The sequence below is a fragment of the Testudinibacter sp. P27/CKL/0425 genome (assembly GCF_052931395.1).
Window position 1 is genome coordinate 1482145 of sequence record NZ_CM128801.1, and the last position, 15541, is coordinate 1497685.

The window sequence follows — 15541 nt, forward strand, 5'->3', positions numbered from 1 at the left end:
TCACGATGTATAGAACCCCTGAAAATGCCTCTTACTGGGGCGCACTGATCGCCACAATTAGCGGTTACAGCATTAACGAATGGGCTGCCGTGTTCGGGATCTTGTTCGGCTTTTCTACGCTGCTGATCAACATGTATTACAAGCGCAAAGAGTTTCAATTAAAACTGCAAGAGCATCATTTAAAACTGAACGAGAAAAACAGCCATGAACAAGAATAAAGTCGCCGCAATTGTCTGTTCGGTTGCGGCGGTGATCGGCGTTGTTGTCGCCAATCATAGCGACAAAATCCGCACCACAGAAAGCGGCTTGGAAATCATCGGCAATGCCGAGGGCTGTCGCCGCAATCCATATCAATGCCCGTCTGATGTGCTAACCGTTGGCATTGGCAGCACTGAAGCAGGAGGCGAAAAAATCCAACGCAACCGCACTTACAGCGACAGCGAAATAGCGCAACGTTGGGTTAATGATTTGATCAGCGCAGAAAATTGCGTCAACCGCTACGGCAATGGCGAGGCGATGCCGCAAGGCGCATTTGAAGCCATGACATCAATCACCTTTAACGTCGGCTGCGGTGCAATGCGAAAATCGACCCTGTTCCGCATGGCAAATCAAGGCTACACGCCACAGTTATGCGATCAGTTTTCGCGTTGGGTTTACGCCGGTGGCAAAAAGTTAAAAGGCTTAGAAATTCGGCGACAAAAGGAACGTGCACTATGTTTAGTGAATTAAAGACAATATTAATTGCCACTATGCTATCGCTTTGCTTTTTTTTGGCGCTTGGTGTGCTTTGGTTCAAAGCCAAAAGCGATAGATTGATCCAAGCACAGCAAACCTTAGTTGCTGAAAATGCACAGCTAGCGGAACAGCACCGCAATCAACGGCTGCAATTAGTGCGTTATCAACAACAAGTTGAACAACTCAACAGCGCGCTGCAACAACAAAAACAGCAGGCAGACCGCCGGAGCGAACAATTAAACGAGGCATTACAGCATGAACAAAATCAAACGTGGCGCAATCAGCCTGTGCCTGATGACATTAAGCGCCTGTTCAACGCAGGCGGTTTATAAAGCCGTGCCGCCTGCGCCGCTGCTTTGCCCGACAACCGCACTTTGCACCTCGCAAGTGCGGTTGGCTATCCGCACCAACGGGGATTTAGTGACCGCACTTGATCGCACTTTGGGGCAGTTGGAAACCTGTGCCATTGCACACCACGCCTTGCAAATCTGTATTAACCAACACAATGAGGCACTAAACCACCATGACTGATCTGTTTGACCGCGCAAGTAAAATCGAGCAACAACAACGCGATTTAGCGATTGCCAAACACCGCCAACAACACGGTAAGGTGAGCGCCATTTACTGCGAGGATTGTGATGAGCCAATCCCCGAACTCCGCCGCCAAACGATTGTCGGCTGCAGCCGCTGCGTAACCTGCCAGCAAATTATTGAGCATAAATCCAAAGGATACCGCCGATGATCAAACCGCAACTGCTGCGCCACGCTATTGAACAAACCATACCGCAATTGATTACCAACCCCGATAAATTGTTGATGTTTGTAGAGGACGGGCAGATTGTTGGTACGGGGGCGCAATCAGCCAGTTTTGAGTATCGCTATTGGCTCACTGTCATTTTGACGGATTTTGCATACCCGCTGGACGTGCTGATTGTGCCGATTATGGATTTTGTGCGCCGCAACCAGCCAGAAATTGTCGAAAACCCACAGCGGCGCGAAAACAGCATTCAGTTCACCACCGAACAATTAAACCACGACACCGCCGATATTCAGATCAAAATTCGGCTGACCGAAGCCGTGCGTGTGGTGGAAGAAAACGGCGTGAATCTGATTAACCACCTTGCCGAACCGCCATTGTACGACTGGGCGGACGTGGAAAAATGGAAGCTGTACATGAAAGGCGAATTAGTGCGGGAAAGCGACTAATGGACGCACTGCAACTGGAACAGCGCTTCGGCGCACTGTTAAGCCGTTTCAGCGTTGCCGAACGGCGCCAATTGTTGCGCCGCATTGTGCAGCAAGTTGCCGCCAGCCAACGCAAACGGATTGGGGCGCAGAAAAACCCTGACGGGACGGCATACATTCCACGCAAACCGCAAAAGCGGAAAAAAGGCAAAATCCGCCGTAAGGCAATGTTTGTGAAATTGAAAAGCAGCCGATTCATGAAAAATAAGAACAATGCCGAACAAGCGGAAATCGGCTTCAGCGGCAGCGCCGGGCATATTGCCAACGTACATCAATACGGTTTGGAAAGTGTGATACAAAAAAATAAACCGCACAAAGTGCGGTATGAACAACGGGAATTACTCGGGTTGAGTGAGGCGGATAGACAGCTGATTGAAGATTTGATTATTGATCAGCTGTCGATTTAGCGGATTTTTGCTTGGATTTATCTGCTTCCTCCAACAAATAGCCGCCAAATGTTAGTCCGGCAACAACGACAAAAATAACGGAAATTGTCGGTATAACATAAGACGGTTCTACCACTAAGACAACCAGATATAACAACAGCATGACCGGAACAGCAACCATTAACAGAACCGGCAGCAATGCAATCATGGCGGCGACAGCAGCACCGGCAACCGCAAGCAGGGTTAATCCGCCGAGTATCAGCCCAAACATAACGAATGCAAAAATAATCAATTCCATGGCTTCCCCCTTTGTTGATTTGATTATTGGAAATAAAAACAACCTTGTCAATGAGTGAGGTCAAAAAATGAGCCAAAATTTAAAGTTAGAAGTTTTACTAAGCGGCATTGATAAGCTGACTGCGCCGTTTAAAAGTGCGGTCAAAGAATCTAATAAATTAGCCCAGTCGATCAAGCAAACGCAAAATACGATTAGAGCCATGGAAAGTACCCAAGGCAAAATGGGTAATTTTAAAGGCTTGAAAGAAAGCATGGATAAAACAAAGCAATCTATCCATGAAACAACAAATAAAATCAGTGAATTAAAATCGAAACTGGAAACCAAAATAAATTATAAGGAAACACTGGAACCGCAGATTCGAGCTGTGCGTAAAGAGCATGGATTGCTGTCAAAGGAGCTGGCAAAAAGCAAAAGTATTAACCCAGCTCTAACCCAACAGCTACAGCAAAAGCGCGAAGAAATGCAGCGGCTTGAAATGCAGTATGGCAAAGCGAAAAATGATGTAAAAAGTTTAGGCTCACAAATTAAGAAGCAAAACGGCATTTTGCAAAATAGCAAAACTTATTTTGGGCAGCAAAGCCACGCAGCACGCAATCTCTCCGCAGAATTGCGAAAATCAGGTATCCACAGCAAAGATTTTGCACGTCATGAAAAAGAGATGGCGACTAAAATTGCACAAAGCAATCAAGCATTGGCAAAGCAGAAAATAGCACTTGATAAAGTCAATGCCGCTCAAAAACGGCGTGCAGCATATCAAGAAAAAGTCGAAAAACTCAAGTCAGGCAGCGAACGCTTGAGGAATATGGGGCAAAAGAGTTTGATTGCCGGAGGTGCAGTGGTGGGTGCCGGTATCTCAGTAATGAAACCTGCTGTAGAGTTTGAACAGGCTTTTTCTAAAGTGCAGGCTCTCACTAGATTAGACAAAACAAAAGATGCCGGAACGATTAAATCGCTACGTGATCAAGCTATTCATTTGGGGGCTACAACGGCTTTTACTTCTTCGGAAGTCGCCAATGCACAGGGGTATTTAGCAATGGCAGGTTTCACCCCCGAACAAATTCAAGCATCGTTGAAATCGGTATTGAATACCGCGTTGGCATCCGGCGTGGATATAGCTCAAGTATCGGATGTTGCAAGTGATATATCATCAGGCTTTAAAATTCCGGCATCTGAAATGGGGCGCGTTGCTGATGTACTAACAATCACATTCACAACGTCTAATACCACTCTGGAGGGATTATATGAAACGATGAAAGAGGGCGCACCAGTGATGACTTCTCTGGGGCAACATTTTGAATCAACAGCTGCCATGGCCGGTTTACTGGGTAATGTGGGCATCAAAGGATCAAAAGCCGGAACAACATTAAAAAATATCGGTTTAAATTTGATCGATAATAAAGATTTAAAAAAATTGGGCGTACAAGCAACCGACGCAAAGGGCAATATGCGTCAAATTCCGGAAATTTTAGCTGATATCAAGAAGAAAACAGACAAAATGGGCAGTGGGCAACGCGCTGCGGTCATAAACTCTATTTTTGGTAAAATTCCAGTAGCGGGCGCAATGGAGCTAATCAGTCAAGCCGATGGCGCATTACAAGCTTATGAAAAAAGCATTGAAAACGCCACAGGTACAGCGGATAAAGTTGCGTCAACTATGACCGATAATTTAATGGGTGATTTAAAAAGTTTAAGTTCGGCCCGTGAAGCATTGGGGATTACTCTATTTGACGAACAATCAAGCGGTATCCGAAAACTAGCACAATCCGCTACGGAGTGGCTACGAGAATTAAATGACTGGATTAAAGCCAATCCTGAATTGACTGCTAAAATTGTGAAATGGGTTGGAATTATGGCAGCTGCATTAACAATCATCGGTGGTTTATCGATGGCACTAAGTTTCCTGCTCTACCCTATTTTGCGCTTAATATTAGCTACCGGAAAATACACCGGTATTAATCGCTTGCTTGCTGCCGGCATGGTATCTGCCAGCAAAAAAACAGGACTTTTTAACAGATCGCTATGGTCTGCCGGCACAACTGGACAATGGTTTTTCAACGGATTTAAAAAAGGCAAATCATCAATCACAGCCATGCCGGGCGCACTGGTAAAAGCAGCGGCAGCACTCAAAACCAAAGCGTTTTGGCTCAGTGCAGCCAGCAAAAGCTGGGGTATTTTTACGTCAGTCATGAAAACAGGCTTTCGGGTATTGATCTCTCCTCTAAAACTAATCGGCTTGCTGTTTTCCCCAATCGGTCTAGCCATTGCCGGAATTGCAGCAGTTGCGGTTGTACTGACTCGCAAATGGGAAAAAGTCAAAGCCTTTTTCGGCGGCTTCTTTGAGGGGCTGAAAACAGGACTTGCGCCGGTGATGGAAAAATTCAAACCACTAGGAACGGTATTTGGGTTAGTTGCCGATGCGGTAAAAAAAGTGTTTAACTGGTTCAGTGAATTGCTGTCGCCGACGAAAGACAGCGCGGAAAATTTAGATAAAGCACGGGCAGCCGGTGAATCTTTCGGGCAGAAAGTTGCCGCTGCAATCGACTTGATAACAAAACCTTTGCAATGGGTAATGGACGGGATTCAGTGGCTGATTGATAATTTAGGCAGTCTGAAAATGCCGGATTGGCTAAAAAGCACCGCTGATGACATGAACAACATTGCCGCCAATTCGTGGGATATGACTGGCGGCATGACCGAGCAAGCCATTAAATCCGCTGCCAATAAAAAAACATCTAACAGTATACTCATGGAAGCCGCCAAAGCAGCGGAAAAAATTCCCGGCAAAGCCCGAGGCGGCTACACCGGAAACGGCTACAAGTACAATCCCGCCGGGATCGTGCATAGCGGCGAATATGTGATGACCAAGGAAGCGACAAGCCGAATCGGGGTGAAAAACCTCAATTTGCTGAACTATGCGAAAAAAGGCATGGGCGCCGTTGCATTATCGGCAGGCATGGCAACCAGCGTTGCGGCGCAACCGTTTGTGATCGACAATCGCCCGCCGTTGGCGGCAAAACCCAAGACGGCACAAAGCACGCCACTTGCGCCGATGTCGGTCAATATCACTATCAATTGCGCAAACCAAAGTCCGGCAGAACTTGCCAACGCAGTGCGCTTAGAGCTGGAAAAACTGGAACGCCAACGACAAGCAAGAAATCGTAGTGTCTTGTTTGATAGGGATTAAAAAAAAAGGGGCGAAAGCCCCTTTATGCGGATAATTGAAAGGTTAAACTGCCACCTAAAGCATGGGCATAGCGTGAAAGCGTGGTAAAGGTTGGAGAGACAACGCCACGCTCTAATCGGCTGATATTTTTTACGTTAATCCCCGATTTTTCAGCAACATCTGATTGCGTCAACTTCAATTCAAGACGTGCCGCTTTCAGCATTTCTACCAGTTTGCGTCGTTCTTCCAACGCATTATATTCAGCGACAAATTCCGGATCTTGCATTAATTCTTTTTTCAAATCTGCAAGAGATACTAATTCAAACTCAGCATCATTTTTCATTTTTCAGCTCCTTTTGTAGTTTTGCCATGCGGCTATAGGCAAGTTCAAGCGTTTGTTTTGGTGTTTTTTGCGTTTTCTTTTGCATAACATGGACGATATAAGCCTGTTTTCCCTTGGTGAAAAAGAAAAAACTGCGTGAGATCCCGTCTTTAGACGTGGCGCGCAATTCTTTCAGTCCGTTACCCAGTGTTTTCACCGCAGGTTCTCTCAACTCGTTACCGTATTGAGCCAAGGCTTCAATCAATTGAAAGGTTGCCCCCCGCAATTGCGCCGGTAAATCTGCCAACTCTTTTTTCGCCTGTTTTATCAAAAACACCGTGAACATGAGAATCCTTATGTAGTCATTTCTGATGATAATATCGAAAAGCCAACCTGTAGTCAATTGTGATTATATTAATAATAATTAACGCATAAACTGCGCAGCAGTTTGTTTGACCGGGGATAAAAAAAAGGGGCGAAAGCCCCGATTTTTATCCCACAGTTAAATTCAGATTTTTACCCAGCGCGGCAAAGGCGCGCGCCAAAGTATCAATCTTAGTAGTATGCTCAAGATTGGTGATCCGCTGAACCTCCTGTGGTTTCACTTTGATTCGTTTTGCCAACTCTACGTTAGAAATATTTTGCGCTACCATTTCATTTAACAGTAACACTTTAGCAGACACACTTAACGGCAATTCTATTAAATATTCGCCCTCTTCCGCTTTGCTAGGGCTTGGCACGGTGCGACGATCTTCAAAGTAAAAATCCATCGCCGTCAATAACGCATCTTTTGCCATAAATAATGCATGCTCCAGATCATCGCCACAGGTGATTGCTTCCGGAATATCGCGGAATGTCACCGTATAGCCGTTATCTTCTCTATCAAATTTTGCCGGATATAACATAAATGCCCCTCTTTGTATTGCCAAGAAAGCCCCCCTTTAAGATGGGTTTATAATAAACAAAAATGTTTATATTGTCAATCAAAAATAAACAAAAATGTTGATTTATCTTATCCGCATTGTCAAACCCCACATCACAACCCCCACAACACGACAACCGCACTTTGCCAGCTCAAAATGCGTTTTATGAAAACACTCGCTGACGTTATCCGACGAATTGAAAATATGCACCGCTTAGGGCTGATTGCCGCTGTCGATCATGCCGCTGCACGCTGCAAAGTGCGGTCTGGCGAAATCCTGACCGACTGGCTGCCGTTTGCCGCGATGCGTGCAGGTACAACTAAAACATGGTCGCCGCCCACCGTGGGCGAACAGTGTTTAGTGGTGGCATTGAGTGGTGAATTGACCACCGCCATTGTGATCACCGGAATCTACACCGCAGGCAATGCGCCAAGCCAAAGCCCCGATGAACACGTGATCGAATTTGCAGACGGTGCGCGGATTGTTTACAACCAAGCAAACAGCGATTTAAGCGTGAACGGCGTGCAAACCATTAATATCACCTGCCAGCAAACGACGATTAATGGTGATATGCAAGTAAACGGCAAAATCGAAAGCAGCGGCGATCAAATCGCCGGTGGAATTAGCCAGATGAAACATATTCACAAAGGCGTAACGCCGGGCGACAGCAAAACCAAGGAGCCGGAATGAACAAAATTGACGGCACAACGCTGAAAAATGAACAAGCGCATATCCGCCAAAGTGTTGCCGACATATTGCAAACGCCAATCGGCAGCCGCATACAGCGGCGGGATTACGGTAGCATTTTGCCGATGTTGATTGACCGCCCGATCAGCCATGCGTTGGCGTTGCAGATTGCCGCCGCCTCAATTGTTGCCCTGCAAAAATGGGAGCCGAGGATTGAAATTAGTGGCTTTAAAGTGCGGTTTAGTCCTGACGCTAAATACCAGATTATTGCCGATGTTGAAGCCAGTGAGCGCAACAATCAAACCAAAATTACCTTTGAACAGATGCCGTTAATGCTATGACAAAACAAGTTGATCTCTCAAAATTGCCCGCGCCAAAAGTCATTGAAGAACTCGACTTTGAAACACTGCTTACCGCACGCAAACAGAATTTTTTGGCACGCTTTGCCGACAGCGCCGAACGCGAGCATTGGCAAAGCCGTTTAGCGTTGGAATCCGACCCCGTCACCAAGCTGCTAGAAGAAAATGCGTATCTTGAAACACTACTACGTGCGCGGATTAATGCGGCTGCAAAATCGGTGATGCTTGCCTACGCCACCGACAGCGATCTAGATCATTTGGGGGCGCTATATGGCGTGGAACGCTTGATTGTTCAAGCCGCCGACGATAGCACCAATCCGCCGACTGAACAAATCACCGAAAGTGACGACCGATTGCGCCAACGTATCCAGTTATCGCTTGAGGGCATGACCACCGCTGGCCCAAAAAACAGTTATCTGTTTCATACCATGACCGCATCAAGTGCGGTCAAGGATGCCGACATCAGCAGCCCAAAACCCGGAACAGTACAAGTAACCGTGTTGTCAAATAGCGGCAACGGGCAAGCCGACAGTACATTGCTTGAGACGGTGAAAACCGCATTGAATGCTGAAGATGTACGGCCGCTGACTGACACCGTCACAGTACAATCAGCGACCGTTGTTAATTACACGATTACCGCCGAACTAACCATTTATCCGTCAACAACGGAAAATGCAATCTTGCAACAAGTCAATGCCGCAGCCAATGCCTTTGCCGCCGAAAAACACAAATTAGGGCATGATGTCACACTTTCCGGCATTTATGCAGCATTACATCAACAAGGCGTGCAAAACGTAAAACTGACCGCGCCGACACGGGATTTAGTGATCCAGCCGAACCAAGTCAGTTATTGCACCGCAATCAACATCACGACTGGGGCGCGCGATGAGTAAGCTATTGCCCCCCAATCAAACCGCACTTGAAGCCAATTTATCGGCAGTGTTATCACAATTGTTTGATATTAAAACGCCGATTACCGCCATTTGGCATGCTCGCTACTGCCCGGTTGAATTACTTGGCTGGCTGGCTTGGTCATTATCAGTTGACGAGTGGGACGATGAATGGAGCGAAGATCAAAAACGTAACACGATTTTGAGTGCTTCGAAACTGCACAAGCAAAAAGGGACGATTGCAAGTATCCGCCGAGTATTAATGTCGGCAGGTTATGGCGACGCAGATATTTTAGAAAATCTTAATTTGCAACGCTACGACGGGCAAGGCAAATATGACGGCGATTATTTTTGCGGCGATGAAGTAATCCACTGGGCGATGTACCGAATTTACTTGAAACGCCCAGTCAGTATCGACCAAGCGGAACAGATCAAACGCTTACTGAATAACACTGCACCTGCCCGCTGTCACCTCGCAGGATTGCACTTTGAGCAAGCACAACATTTATACAACAATATTATCCGTTACGACGGCACATACAATTACGGAGTGGCTTAATGGCAAACTTAATCGAAACAAGCACTTATGAAACGGGCATTTACCAACTTGAAAAAACCGATCCCGTTGTCGCAGGCAAGGACGGTATATCAAATAAACAGGCTCAACAACTCGCCAATCGAACTAAATACCTAAAAGGCGAACAAGACAAACTCAAAACCGCTACCGCAGCGGCAAGCACGACAAAGAGTGGTACAGTCATGTTATCTAGCTCCGTCACAAGTGCTGGCGAAACTAAAGCGGCAACCGAGAAAGCGGTTAAAACTGCCTATGACCGTGCGCAAGCCGCCTACAATTTGGGAAACAGCAAAGCCAACGGCACGCACAGCCACCCAATGAGCGAAGTGACGGGGCTTGAAACCGCACTTGCGACAAAAGCACCGCTTGACAGTCCCGCGCTTGGCGGCACGCCAACCGCACCGACTGCCGCGGCAACTACTAATACAGACCAAATTGCCACGACAAAGTTTGTCAAAACCTTGATTGCACAACTGGTCGGCTCCGCGCCTGGAGCGCTTGACACTTTGCAAGAAATGGCGGCTGCGTTGGGCGGTGACGGCAATTTCCGCACTACAATTCTGAATGAAATCAATAAAAAAGCCACCAAAGCCACAACATTGGCAGGTTATGGCATTACGGATTTTGTGCTGAAAACGCTGACCACGGAAGATTTAGATACTGTAAAAGTGCCGGGACTTTATAACCAAAACAGAGATGCTGACGCAACAACGGAGCGGCATTACCCGCAAGCTGAGGCGGGTAGCTTAAAAGTCAGCCCCTCAACCTATGGATTTATCCAAGAATATACAACTTATCAATCAAACCGTAAATTTGTGCGTACCACGCAATCGAATGGCAATTTTCCCACTACTTGGGCGCGGATTGACTCGCTTGATAGCGTGCCAACATCGCGCGCAATTTTAACCGGTAATGGTTTAACTGGAGGCGGTAATTTAGGTGGTAGCCGTACTTTAACGCTTGGCACACCGAGCCAGATTACTGCAATATCAACTAATAGCGTAACCGCAGAAAGCCATACTCACGCAATCGATACCGCAACCACGAGCCGTGCGGGGATTGTGCAATTATCCAGTAACATCACGGGAACAAGCACAACCCGCGCCGTCACGGAAAGTGCGGTAAAAGCATTAAATGACGCAAAAGCCAATCTAGCCAGTCCGACATTCACCGGCGCACCCAAAGCCCCAACCCCGGCCAAAACTGTAAATGACACCACGATTGCTACAACGGCTTATGTTAAACAATTGATTGCGGACTTAATTGGCGGCGCACCGACAACGCTTGACACGCTTAAGGAGTTATCAGACGCATTGGGCGCTGATGCAAATTTACGCACAACGTTACTTACAGAAATCGGAAAAAAAGCCAATGCCAGCGATGCGCTGATGAAAAGCCAGCTTGTTGGTATCCCGCTGCCTTATCCGGTATCCGCCGTCCCAAGTGGATTTGTCGCAATGACGGGGCAAGCCATATCAGCAACAACCTATCCGCGCTTATCTGCCCTTTACGGCGCAAAATTACCCGATTTACGCGGCGAGTTTATTCGCGGTTGGGATAACCAGCGTGGCGTAGATTCAGGGCGCAGGATTATGAGCGCGCAGGGAGATGCAATCCGCAATATCAAGGGCGAAATTACAACAGCGACTTGGGTGATAACTTCAACTGGATTATTTCAAAGAGTGAGGCAGGGCGAACAAGATGGTGATAGCTCAGGTCGTAGTGGTTGGGTTTATGATTTTGATGCATCAAGAGTTGTACCAACTGCGCCAGAAAACCGCCCGCGTAACGTCGCCATGCAATACATCTGTTTAGCAGGATAAGGAAATAAAAATGACGATTAAATTTGATAAAGATGGATTTGCGCTGGAAAGCGGCAATGCAACGGTATATCTAACAGATAGCAATGGGCTTTACAGTCACACTGATACCGAGTTTGTGCAGGTGGGCACAGGCTTATCCGCTGGGGCGTATCTTGACGCACCGCCGGAAGCAAAACGCGGTTTTGCGATTGTCCGCGCCGAAAATGGCTGGGAATATCAACCCGACCACCGAGGTGAAACTGTTTACTCAACGATTGACCAAAGTGCGGTTCAAATCAGCGAACTGGGTGATTATCCCGAGAATACGACAACGCAAAAACCCGAATGTGATTGCCATACTTGGGATGGCAAAGCGCAAAAATGGGTGTTATCTGACGAACTGAAAGCCGCGAAAATCGCCAAAGTGCGTTCAGACTTGATTGCTTCGATTGACAGCACTGCAGCAAGTATATCGGCAACATGGACACGTTTCACCGTGGAATATGAGCAGCGCGAAACGGCGGCGTTGGTGTTCAAACAACAAAACTACGAAGGCGACCCAGGGATTTACATCACAGGTTTTAGCAGCGCCGCTGGGTTGGACAACAAAACTGCAACGGACTTGATTTTACGTCAAGCCTACGGCTTACGACAGTTGCAAGCCGCGTTGTCAGTGCAGCGAATGCGCAAATACGAGCTGAAAAAACCAGATTTGAGCGAAGAACAATTGCAGTCAATTCATGATGATATTGTGCATCAAATGCGCCAGCTGGCGGAGGCTTACGAATGACGGAGAAAGTTTATTTAGCGTTCTACAAAGGACGCAAAACAGGTAAAACCCCGACCGCACTTTTAGCACGATTTTCCGATTGGCTGACTCGAAAATTGACAAAAGGGATTTATTCGCATTGTGAGATTGTAAGTAGTATCGGCGGTTGTTATTTTGATTGCTATTCATCCTCCATTCGTGATGGCGGTGTACGATTGAAAACTATGCCATTACCACCTAGCAAATGGGATTTAATTGAGCTTAACTCTATTTCGGAAACTGATATAACCGCTTTTTTGGAACAAACACAAGGCAAAAAATACGACTGGTTCGGCGCCATCGGCATTGTTCTAAATTTTCGCAATGCCCGCAGTAAATATTTTTGCAGTGAATGGTGCGCTGAAACGCTAGGGCTTCACGAGCCGTGGCGGTTTTCGCCGAATGACCTTGCCGCCATCTACCACAAAAAATAATTTTAGTTTGGAATATTCCAGATTTACTTTTGCAAATTATCAATGATCAAAACCTAGTTTTGAATATTCAAAACTAGGTTTTGCTATTTACTTTGCGATAAAATTTCGCGCTTTGTCAAACCCCGCATCACAACCTCAATAACACGACAAGCGCCAGTTTGCCGATCACAATAGCCTTAATCTCACACCAAAAGGGCTAACACATGGCAGATTATTTACACGGAATACGAGTAATTGAACTCAACGACGGCACGCGCCCGATCCGCACTATTTCAACCGCGATTATCGGCATGGTGTGTACCGCCAACGACGCAGACACAGAAATTTTCCCCCTTAACGAACCGGTTTTGATCACCAACCCACTGGCGGCAATTGCCAAAGCAGGCAGCAAAGGCACACTAGCGCAGGCGTTGGACGCGATTGCCGATCAAGTGAATACGCCATGCGTGATTGTGCGTGTGCATGAAGATGATGAAAGCGACACCACTAAAGCAAACATCATCGGTGCCGTCACTGACGAAGGCAAATATACCGGCTTAAAGGCATTGCTGACCGCACAATCTAAATTAAGCGTAAAACCTCGCATTTTAGGTGTGCCAAAATTTGACGAAAAAGATGTTGCTACCGAAATTGCCGGCATTGCGCAAAAACTACGCGCTTTCGCCTATGTATCCGCACACGGTTGCAAAACCAAAGAAGAAGCCGTTACCTATCAAAAAAGTTTCAGCCAACGTGAAGTGATGGTGATTTTCGGCGATTTCGTGACATTCAACACCACGACCAAAGCCAAAGAAACAACCTATTCGGTGGAGCGTGCCTTGGGCTTGCGAGCCTTGATTGATAAAACTATCGGCTGGCATAAAACCATTTCAAACGTCGGTATCAACGGCGTGAGCGGTGTAACAAAAGACATCACGTTTGATATTCAAGACAGTAGCACCGACGCAAACTACTTGAACAAAAACAAAGTGACCGTGCCGATTAACTTCAACGGTTTCCGCCTGTGGGGTTCGCGCACTTGCTCCGACGATCCGCTGTTTGCGTTTGAAAATTATACGCGCACCGCGCAAGTGCTTGCCGACACGATTGCGGAAGCGCACGCATGGGCAATGGATAAGCCAATCACCCCGACTTTAGTCAAAGATATTATTGAGGGCATTAACGCTAAGTTCCGCGAGCTGAAAAATTTGGGCTATATCGTGGACGCAACGGCGTGGTTTGACAGTGAAATCAACAGCAAAGAGGTGCTTAAAGCGGGCAAATTATACATTGATTACGATTATACCCCAGTGCCGCCGTTGGAAAATTTAAACTTCCGCCAGCGCATCACCGACCGCTATTTAGCTGACTTTGCCGCCAAAGTGGCTGCCGCCTAACAAGGAGTTTAAACATGGCATTACCAAGAAAATTAAAACAGATGAACTTGTTTGTTGACGGTGTGAGCTACCACGGGCAAGCAACCGAAGTGACCGTGCCTAAACTGGCAATGAAATCCGAAGCCTACCGCGCAGGCGGCATGTTAGGTGAAGTGGATATTGATTTAGGTGTCGAAAAACTGGAAATCGAACACAAATACGGCGGCATTATCCCTGAAATTTTTGCCCAGTTTGGTGAAGCGAAAATTGATGGTGTGCTGTTGCGTTTTGCAGGCAGTTACCAGCGTGAGGACACAGGCGACATTGAACCCGCAGAAGTGGTTGTGCGTGGTCGACATGTGGAAATTGATCCAGGCAACGCGAAAGTGGGCGATGACACCGAACACACCGTGAAATCATCACTGACTTACTACAAGCTGACTATTAACGGCACAGACTTGGTTGAAATCGACATGGTCAACATGGTGTATATCGTTAATGGTAATGACCGCATGGCAGAGCACCGAGCCGCAATCGGGCTATAACAAACACACCCCAGCGGCACTTTCTGTTAGGTTAGAAATGCCGCTTTTTCTGAATATACAATGAGATGAATAATATGAGCAAAACCAAACCCGAAGCCAAAAACGCAAAATTTGTGACACTCACCCAACCACTGCGCCGCGGCGAAAATGAGCTGACCGAGATCACCCTTTTGAAACCGAGCGTGTTAAGCCTGAAAGGGCTGAAAATGTTTGACGTGCTACAAGTTGATGTAGATGCCTATATTCAGCTATTGCCACGCATCACCACCCCAGCGCTGACCAAAACCGAACTGCAGAATATGGATCCAGTGGACTTCACCGTACTTTGCACGGAAACCATCGGTTTTTTCGTGCCATCGGAAGCGACGCTGGAAGCCTAACCGAAGAACATGCGGTTTTCCCGCATAGCGTTGAAGATGCTATCGCCGACATTGCCACCGTGTTTCACTGGTCACCAGCGGTGTTTGACGACATGGAACTGACCGAGCTGATGGCATGGCGAGAAAAAGCCCGACAACGGGTGCAGACTGAAGAATAACAGGGCGGATTTCCGCCCTTTTGCGCATAAGGAACAACCATGATTCAACAATCGGCAATGATGGCACTGGGGCTGTTTGTGTTCACACAACAAACGGTTCCATTCCAAGACTTACAACGACAACTGAACTGGCGACACCCGACCAATGCCGTTGTCGGGCGGCTGCCAAAAACACAATTTGTTGGCAAAGAGAGTGAGACTGTCACCATTAACGGCGTATTGATGCCGTCACTGACTGGCGGGCGATTGAGTTTGGGCATGTTGGAGTTAATGGCGGACAGTGGCAAAAGTTTTCCGCTGATTGGCGGCAATTTTGAGTTTTTCGGCATCTTTGTGATTGAATCGATAAGCGAAACGCGTTCTTTTTTGTTTGCGGATGGCGCTGCACGGCGGATTGAATTTAGTATGACGTTAAAACGCACCAATGATACTACACTGCTTGAGTATAGCGATCAGCTGTTGGAGATGATTTAA

The 15541-nt window shown here is 47.0% G+C and carries 24 protein-coding genes; 20 read left to right on the forward strand and 4 right to left on the reverse strand.

Annotation, left to right across the window (positions count from 1 at the left end):
* The first annotated feature begins 5 nt into the window (after window positions 1-5).
* From ACUHGC_RS07335 to ACUHGC_RS07365, 7 genes are read left to right on the forward strand one after another with little or no spacing between them, the layout of a single operon-like run.
* A complete protein-coding gene (locus tag ACUHGC_RS07335; protein WP_446832696.1) occupies window positions 6-218 on the forward strand; it encodes an HP1 family phage holin in 213 nt (70 codons plus the stop codon).
* Window positions 205-729, forward strand: a complete 525-nt coding sequence (locus ACUHGC_RS07340) for a lysozyme (protein ID WP_446832697.1) — start codon at window positions 205-207, stop codon at window positions 727-729. Before ACUHGC_RS07335 ends, ACUHGC_RS07340 begins: the two co-directional genes overlap by 14 nt.
* Complete coding sequence (locus ACUHGC_RS07345) at window positions 714-1067, forward strand: hypothetical protein (RefSeq protein WP_446832698.1); 354 nt, start codon at window positions 714-716, stop codon at window positions 1065-1067. The genes ACUHGC_RS07340 and ACUHGC_RS07345 overlap by 16 nt, the downstream gene beginning before the upstream one ends.
* Entirely contained in the window at window positions 1030-1266 is a 237-nt protein-coding gene (gene lysC, locus ACUHGC_RS07350; RefSeq protein ID WP_446832699.1) for an Rz1-like lysis system protein LysC, read from the forward strand. Before ACUHGC_RS07345 ends, lysC begins: the two co-directional genes overlap by 38 nt.
* Window positions 1259-1477, forward strand: a complete 219-nt coding sequence (locus ACUHGC_RS07355; RefSeq protein ID WP_446832700.1) for a TraR/DksA family transcriptional regulator — start codon at window positions 1259-1261, stop codon at window positions 1475-1477. The genes lysC and ACUHGC_RS07355 overlap by 8 nt, the downstream gene beginning before the upstream one ends.
* Complete coding sequence (locus ACUHGC_RS07360) at window positions 1474-1941, forward strand: phage tail protein (protein WP_446832701.1); 468 nt, start codon at window positions 1474-1476, stop codon at window positions 1939-1941. Before ACUHGC_RS07355 ends, ACUHGC_RS07360 begins: the two co-directional genes overlap by 4 nt.
* Window positions 1941-2387, forward strand: a complete 447-nt coding sequence (locus ACUHGC_RS07365; RefSeq protein WP_446832702.1) for a phage virion morphogenesis protein — start codon at window positions 1941-1943, stop codon at window positions 2385-2387. Before ACUHGC_RS07360 ends, ACUHGC_RS07365 begins: the two co-directional genes overlap by 1 nt.
* Here the strand turns inward: ACUHGC_RS07365 and ACUHGC_RS07370 are convergent.
* Window positions 2365-2664 carry a hypothetical protein gene (locus ACUHGC_RS07370; protein ID WP_446832703.1) on the reverse strand — a complete coding sequence of 100 codons (300 nt, stop codon included), beginning with the start codon at window positions 2662-2664 and terminating at the stop codon, window positions 2365-2367. The two genes, ACUHGC_RS07365 and ACUHGC_RS07370, sit on opposite strands and share 23 nt — an antisense overlap.
* 67 nt (window positions 2665-2731) lie before the next feature.
* On the opposite strand from ACUHGC_RS07370, the gene ACUHGC_RS07375 reads away from it, so the two are divergent.
* On the forward strand, window positions 2732-5848 hold the full coding sequence (locus ACUHGC_RS07375) for a phage tail tape measure protein (protein WP_446832704.1): 3117 nt from the start codon (window positions 2732-2734) through the stop codon (window positions 5846-5848).
* Window positions 5849-5870: 22 nt separating this feature from the next.
* Here the strand turns inward: ACUHGC_RS07375 and ACUHGC_RS07380 are convergent, their stop codons facing one another.
* The 3 genes from ACUHGC_RS07380 to ACUHGC_RS07390 all read right to left on the reverse strand — a co-directional run bounded on the left by ACUHGC_RS07380 (window position 5871) and on the right by ACUHGC_RS07390 (window position 7054).
* Complete coding sequence (locus ACUHGC_RS07380; protein ID WP_446832705.1) at window positions 5871-6170, reverse strand: helix-turn-helix domain-containing protein; 300 nt, start codon at window positions 6168-6170, stop codon at window positions 5871-5873.
* The gene (locus ACUHGC_RS07385; protein WP_446832706.1) at window positions 6160-6495 is read right to left on the reverse strand and encodes a type II toxin-antitoxin system RelE/ParE family toxin; all 336 of its coding nucleotides are present in this window, start codon (window positions 6493-6495) and stop codon (window positions 6160-6162) included. Before ACUHGC_RS07385 ends, ACUHGC_RS07380 begins: the two co-directional genes overlap by 11 nt.
* A gap of 145 nt (window positions 6496-6640) precedes the next feature.
* Complete coding sequence (locus tag ACUHGC_RS07390) at window positions 6641-7054, reverse strand: type II toxin-antitoxin system HicB family antitoxin (protein WP_446832707.1); 414 nt, start codon at window positions 7052-7054, stop codon at window positions 6641-6643.
* Between the two features lie 183 nt (window positions 7055-7237).
* Between ACUHGC_RS07390 and ACUHGC_RS07395 the strand changes: the two genes are divergently transcribed.
* The 12 genes from ACUHGC_RS07395 to ACUHGC_RS07450 all read left to right on the forward strand — a co-directional run bounded on the left by ACUHGC_RS07395 (window position 7238) and on the right by ACUHGC_RS07450 (window position 15541).
* The gene (locus ACUHGC_RS07395) at window positions 7238-7762 is read left to right on the forward strand and encodes a phage baseplate assembly protein V (protein WP_446832708.1); all 525 of its coding nucleotides are present in this window, start codon (window positions 7238-7240) and stop codon (window positions 7760-7762) included.
* On the forward strand, window positions 7759-8100 hold the full coding sequence (locus ACUHGC_RS07400; protein ID WP_446832709.1) for a GPW/gp25 family protein: 342 nt from the start codon (window positions 7759-7761) through the stop codon (window positions 8098-8100). Before ACUHGC_RS07395 ends, ACUHGC_RS07400 begins: the two co-directional genes overlap by 4 nt.
* Window positions 8097-9011 (forward strand): baseplate assembly protein, encoded by a 915-nt coding sequence (locus tag ACUHGC_RS07405; protein ID WP_446832710.1) that lies wholly within the window; start codon window positions 8097-8099, stop codon window positions 9009-9011. The genes ACUHGC_RS07400 and ACUHGC_RS07405 overlap by 4 nt, the downstream gene beginning before the upstream one ends.
* Window positions 9004-9567 carry a phage tail protein I gene (locus ACUHGC_RS07410; protein ID WP_446832711.1) on the forward strand — a complete coding sequence of 188 codons (564 nt, stop codon included), beginning with the start codon at window positions 9004-9006 and terminating at the stop codon, window positions 9565-9567. Before ACUHGC_RS07405 ends, ACUHGC_RS07410 begins: the two co-directional genes overlap by 8 nt.
* Window positions 9567-11408 (forward strand): tail fiber protein, encoded by a 1842-nt coding sequence (locus tag ACUHGC_RS07415; protein ID WP_446832712.1) that lies wholly within the window; start codon window positions 9567-9569, stop codon window positions 11406-11408. Before ACUHGC_RS07410 ends, ACUHGC_RS07415 begins: the two co-directional genes overlap by 1 nt.
* 10 nt (window positions 11409-11418) lie before the next feature.
* The gene (locus ACUHGC_RS07420) at window positions 11419-12177 is read left to right on the forward strand and encodes a hypothetical protein (protein WP_446832713.1); all 759 of its coding nucleotides are present in this window, start codon (window positions 11419-11421) and stop codon (window positions 12175-12177) included.
* Window positions 12174-12629: an enoyl-CoA hydratase gene (locus ACUHGC_RS07425; RefSeq protein WP_446832714.1), complete on the forward strand. Its 456-nt coding sequence runs from the start codon at window positions 12174-12176 to the stop codon at window positions 12627-12629. The genes ACUHGC_RS07420 and ACUHGC_RS07425 overlap by 4 nt, the downstream gene beginning before the upstream one ends.
* A gap of 203 nt (window positions 12630-12832) precedes the next feature.
* Window positions 12833-14005 (forward strand): phage tail sheath protein, encoded by a 1173-nt coding sequence (locus ACUHGC_RS07430; protein ID WP_446832715.1) that lies wholly within the window; start codon window positions 12833-12835, stop codon window positions 14003-14005.
* Between the two features lie 14 nt (window positions 14006-14019).
* Window positions 14020-14529, forward strand: coding sequence for a phage major tail tube protein (locus tag ACUHGC_RS07435; protein WP_446832716.1), 510 nt, complete (start codon window positions 14020-14022; stop codon window positions 14527-14529).
* A 74-nt stretch (window positions 14530-14603) separates the two neighbouring features.
* Complete coding sequence (locus tag ACUHGC_RS07440; protein WP_446832717.1) at window positions 14604-14909, forward strand: phage tail assembly protein; 306 nt, start codon at window positions 14604-14606, stop codon at window positions 14907-14909.
* Window positions 14910-14968: 59 nt separating this feature from the next.
* A complete protein-coding gene (locus tag ACUHGC_RS07445; protein WP_446832718.1) occupies window positions 14969-15067 on the forward strand; it encodes a GpE family phage tail protein in 99 nt (32 codons plus the stop codon).
* A gap of 39 nt (window positions 15068-15106) precedes the next feature.
* Entirely contained in the window at window positions 15107-15541 is a 435-nt protein-coding gene (locus tag ACUHGC_RS07450) for a phage tail protein (RefSeq protein WP_446832719.1), read from the forward strand.

What these genes read in the sequence shown, in the direction of transcription:
- ACUHGC_RS07335 (WP_446832696.1), top strand. Translation starts at nt 6, where the DNA reads ATGTATAGAACCCCTGAAAATGCCTCTTACTGGGGCGCACTGATCGCC.
- ACUHGC_RS07340 (WP_446832697.1), top strand. Translation starts at nt 205, where the DNA reads ATGAACAAGAATAAAGTCGCCGCAATTGTCTGTTCGGTTGCGGCGGTG.
- ACUHGC_RS07345 (WP_446832698.1), top strand. Translation starts at nt 714, where the DNA reads ATGTTTAGTGAATTAAAGACAATATTAATTGCCACTATGCTATCGCTT.
- lysC (WP_446832699.1), top strand. Translation starts at nt 1,030, where the DNA reads ATGACATTAAGCGCCTGTTCAACGCAGGCGGTTTATAAAGCCGTGCCG.
- ACUHGC_RS07355 (WP_446832700.1), top strand. Translation starts at nt 1,259, where the DNA reads ATGACTGATCTGTTTGACCGCGCAAGTAAAATCGAGCAACAACAACGC.
- ACUHGC_RS07360 (WP_446832701.1), top strand. Translation starts at nt 1,474, where the DNA reads ATGATCAAACCGCAACTGCTGCGCCACGCTATTGAACAAACCATACCG.
- ACUHGC_RS07365 (WP_446832702.1), top strand. Translation starts at nt 1,941, where the DNA reads ATGGACGCACTGCAACTGGAACAGCGCTTCGGCGCACTGTTAAGCCGT.
- ACUHGC_RS07370 (WP_446832703.1), bottom strand. Translation starts at nt 2,664, where the DNA reads ATGGAATTGATTATTTTTGCATTCGTTATGTTTGGGCTGATACTCGGC.
- ACUHGC_RS07375 (WP_446832704.1), top strand. Translation starts at nt 2,732, where the DNA reads ATGAGCCAAAATTTAAAGTTAGAAGTTTTACTAAGCGGCATTGATAAG.
- ACUHGC_RS07380 (WP_446832705.1), bottom strand. Translation starts at nt 6,170, where the DNA reads ATGAAAAATGATGCTGAGTTTGAATTAGTATCTCTTGCAGATTTGAAA.
- ACUHGC_RS07385 (WP_446832706.1), bottom strand. Translation starts at nt 6,495, where the DNA reads ATGTTCACGGTGTTTTTGATAAAACAGGCGAAAAAAGAGTTGGCAGAT.
- ACUHGC_RS07390 (WP_446832707.1), bottom strand. Translation starts at nt 7,054, where the DNA reads ATGTTATATCCGGCAAAATTTGATAGAGAAGATAACGGCTATACGGTG.
- ACUHGC_RS07395 (WP_446832708.1), top strand. Translation starts at nt 7,238, where the DNA reads ATGAAAACACTCGCTGACGTTATCCGACGAATTGAAAATATGCACCGC.
- ACUHGC_RS07400 (WP_446832709.1), top strand. Translation starts at nt 7,759, where the DNA reads ATGAACAAAATTGACGGCACAACGCTGAAAAATGAACAAGCGCATATC.
- ACUHGC_RS07405 (WP_446832710.1), top strand. Translation starts at nt 8,097, where the DNA reads ATGACAAAACAAGTTGATCTCTCAAAATTGCCCGCGCCAAAAGTCATT.
- ACUHGC_RS07410 (WP_446832711.1), top strand. Translation starts at nt 9,004, where the DNA reads ATGAGTAAGCTATTGCCCCCCAATCAAACCGCACTTGAAGCCAATTTA.
- ACUHGC_RS07415 (WP_446832712.1), top strand. Translation starts at nt 9,567, where the DNA reads ATGGCAAACTTAATCGAAACAAGCACTTATGAAACGGGCATTTACCAA.
- ACUHGC_RS07420 (WP_446832713.1), top strand. Translation starts at nt 11,419, where the DNA reads ATGACGATTAAATTTGATAAAGATGGATTTGCGCTGGAAAGCGGCAAT.
- ACUHGC_RS07425 (WP_446832714.1), top strand. Translation starts at nt 12,174, where the DNA reads ATGACGGAGAAAGTTTATTTAGCGTTCTACAAAGGACGCAAAACAGGT.
- ACUHGC_RS07430 (WP_446832715.1), top strand. Translation starts at nt 12,833, where the DNA reads ATGGCAGATTATTTACACGGAATACGAGTAATTGAACTCAACGACGGC.
- ACUHGC_RS07435 (WP_446832716.1), top strand. Translation starts at nt 14,020, where the DNA reads ATGGCATTACCAAGAAAATTAAAACAGATGAACTTGTTTGTTGACGGT.
- ACUHGC_RS07440 (WP_446832717.1), top strand. Translation starts at nt 14,604, where the DNA reads ATGAGCAAAACCAAACCCGAAGCCAAAAACGCAAAATTTGTGACACTC.
- ACUHGC_RS07450 (WP_446832719.1), top strand. Translation starts at nt 15,107, where the DNA reads ATGATTCAACAATCGGCAATGATGGCACTGGGGCTGTTTGTGTTCACA.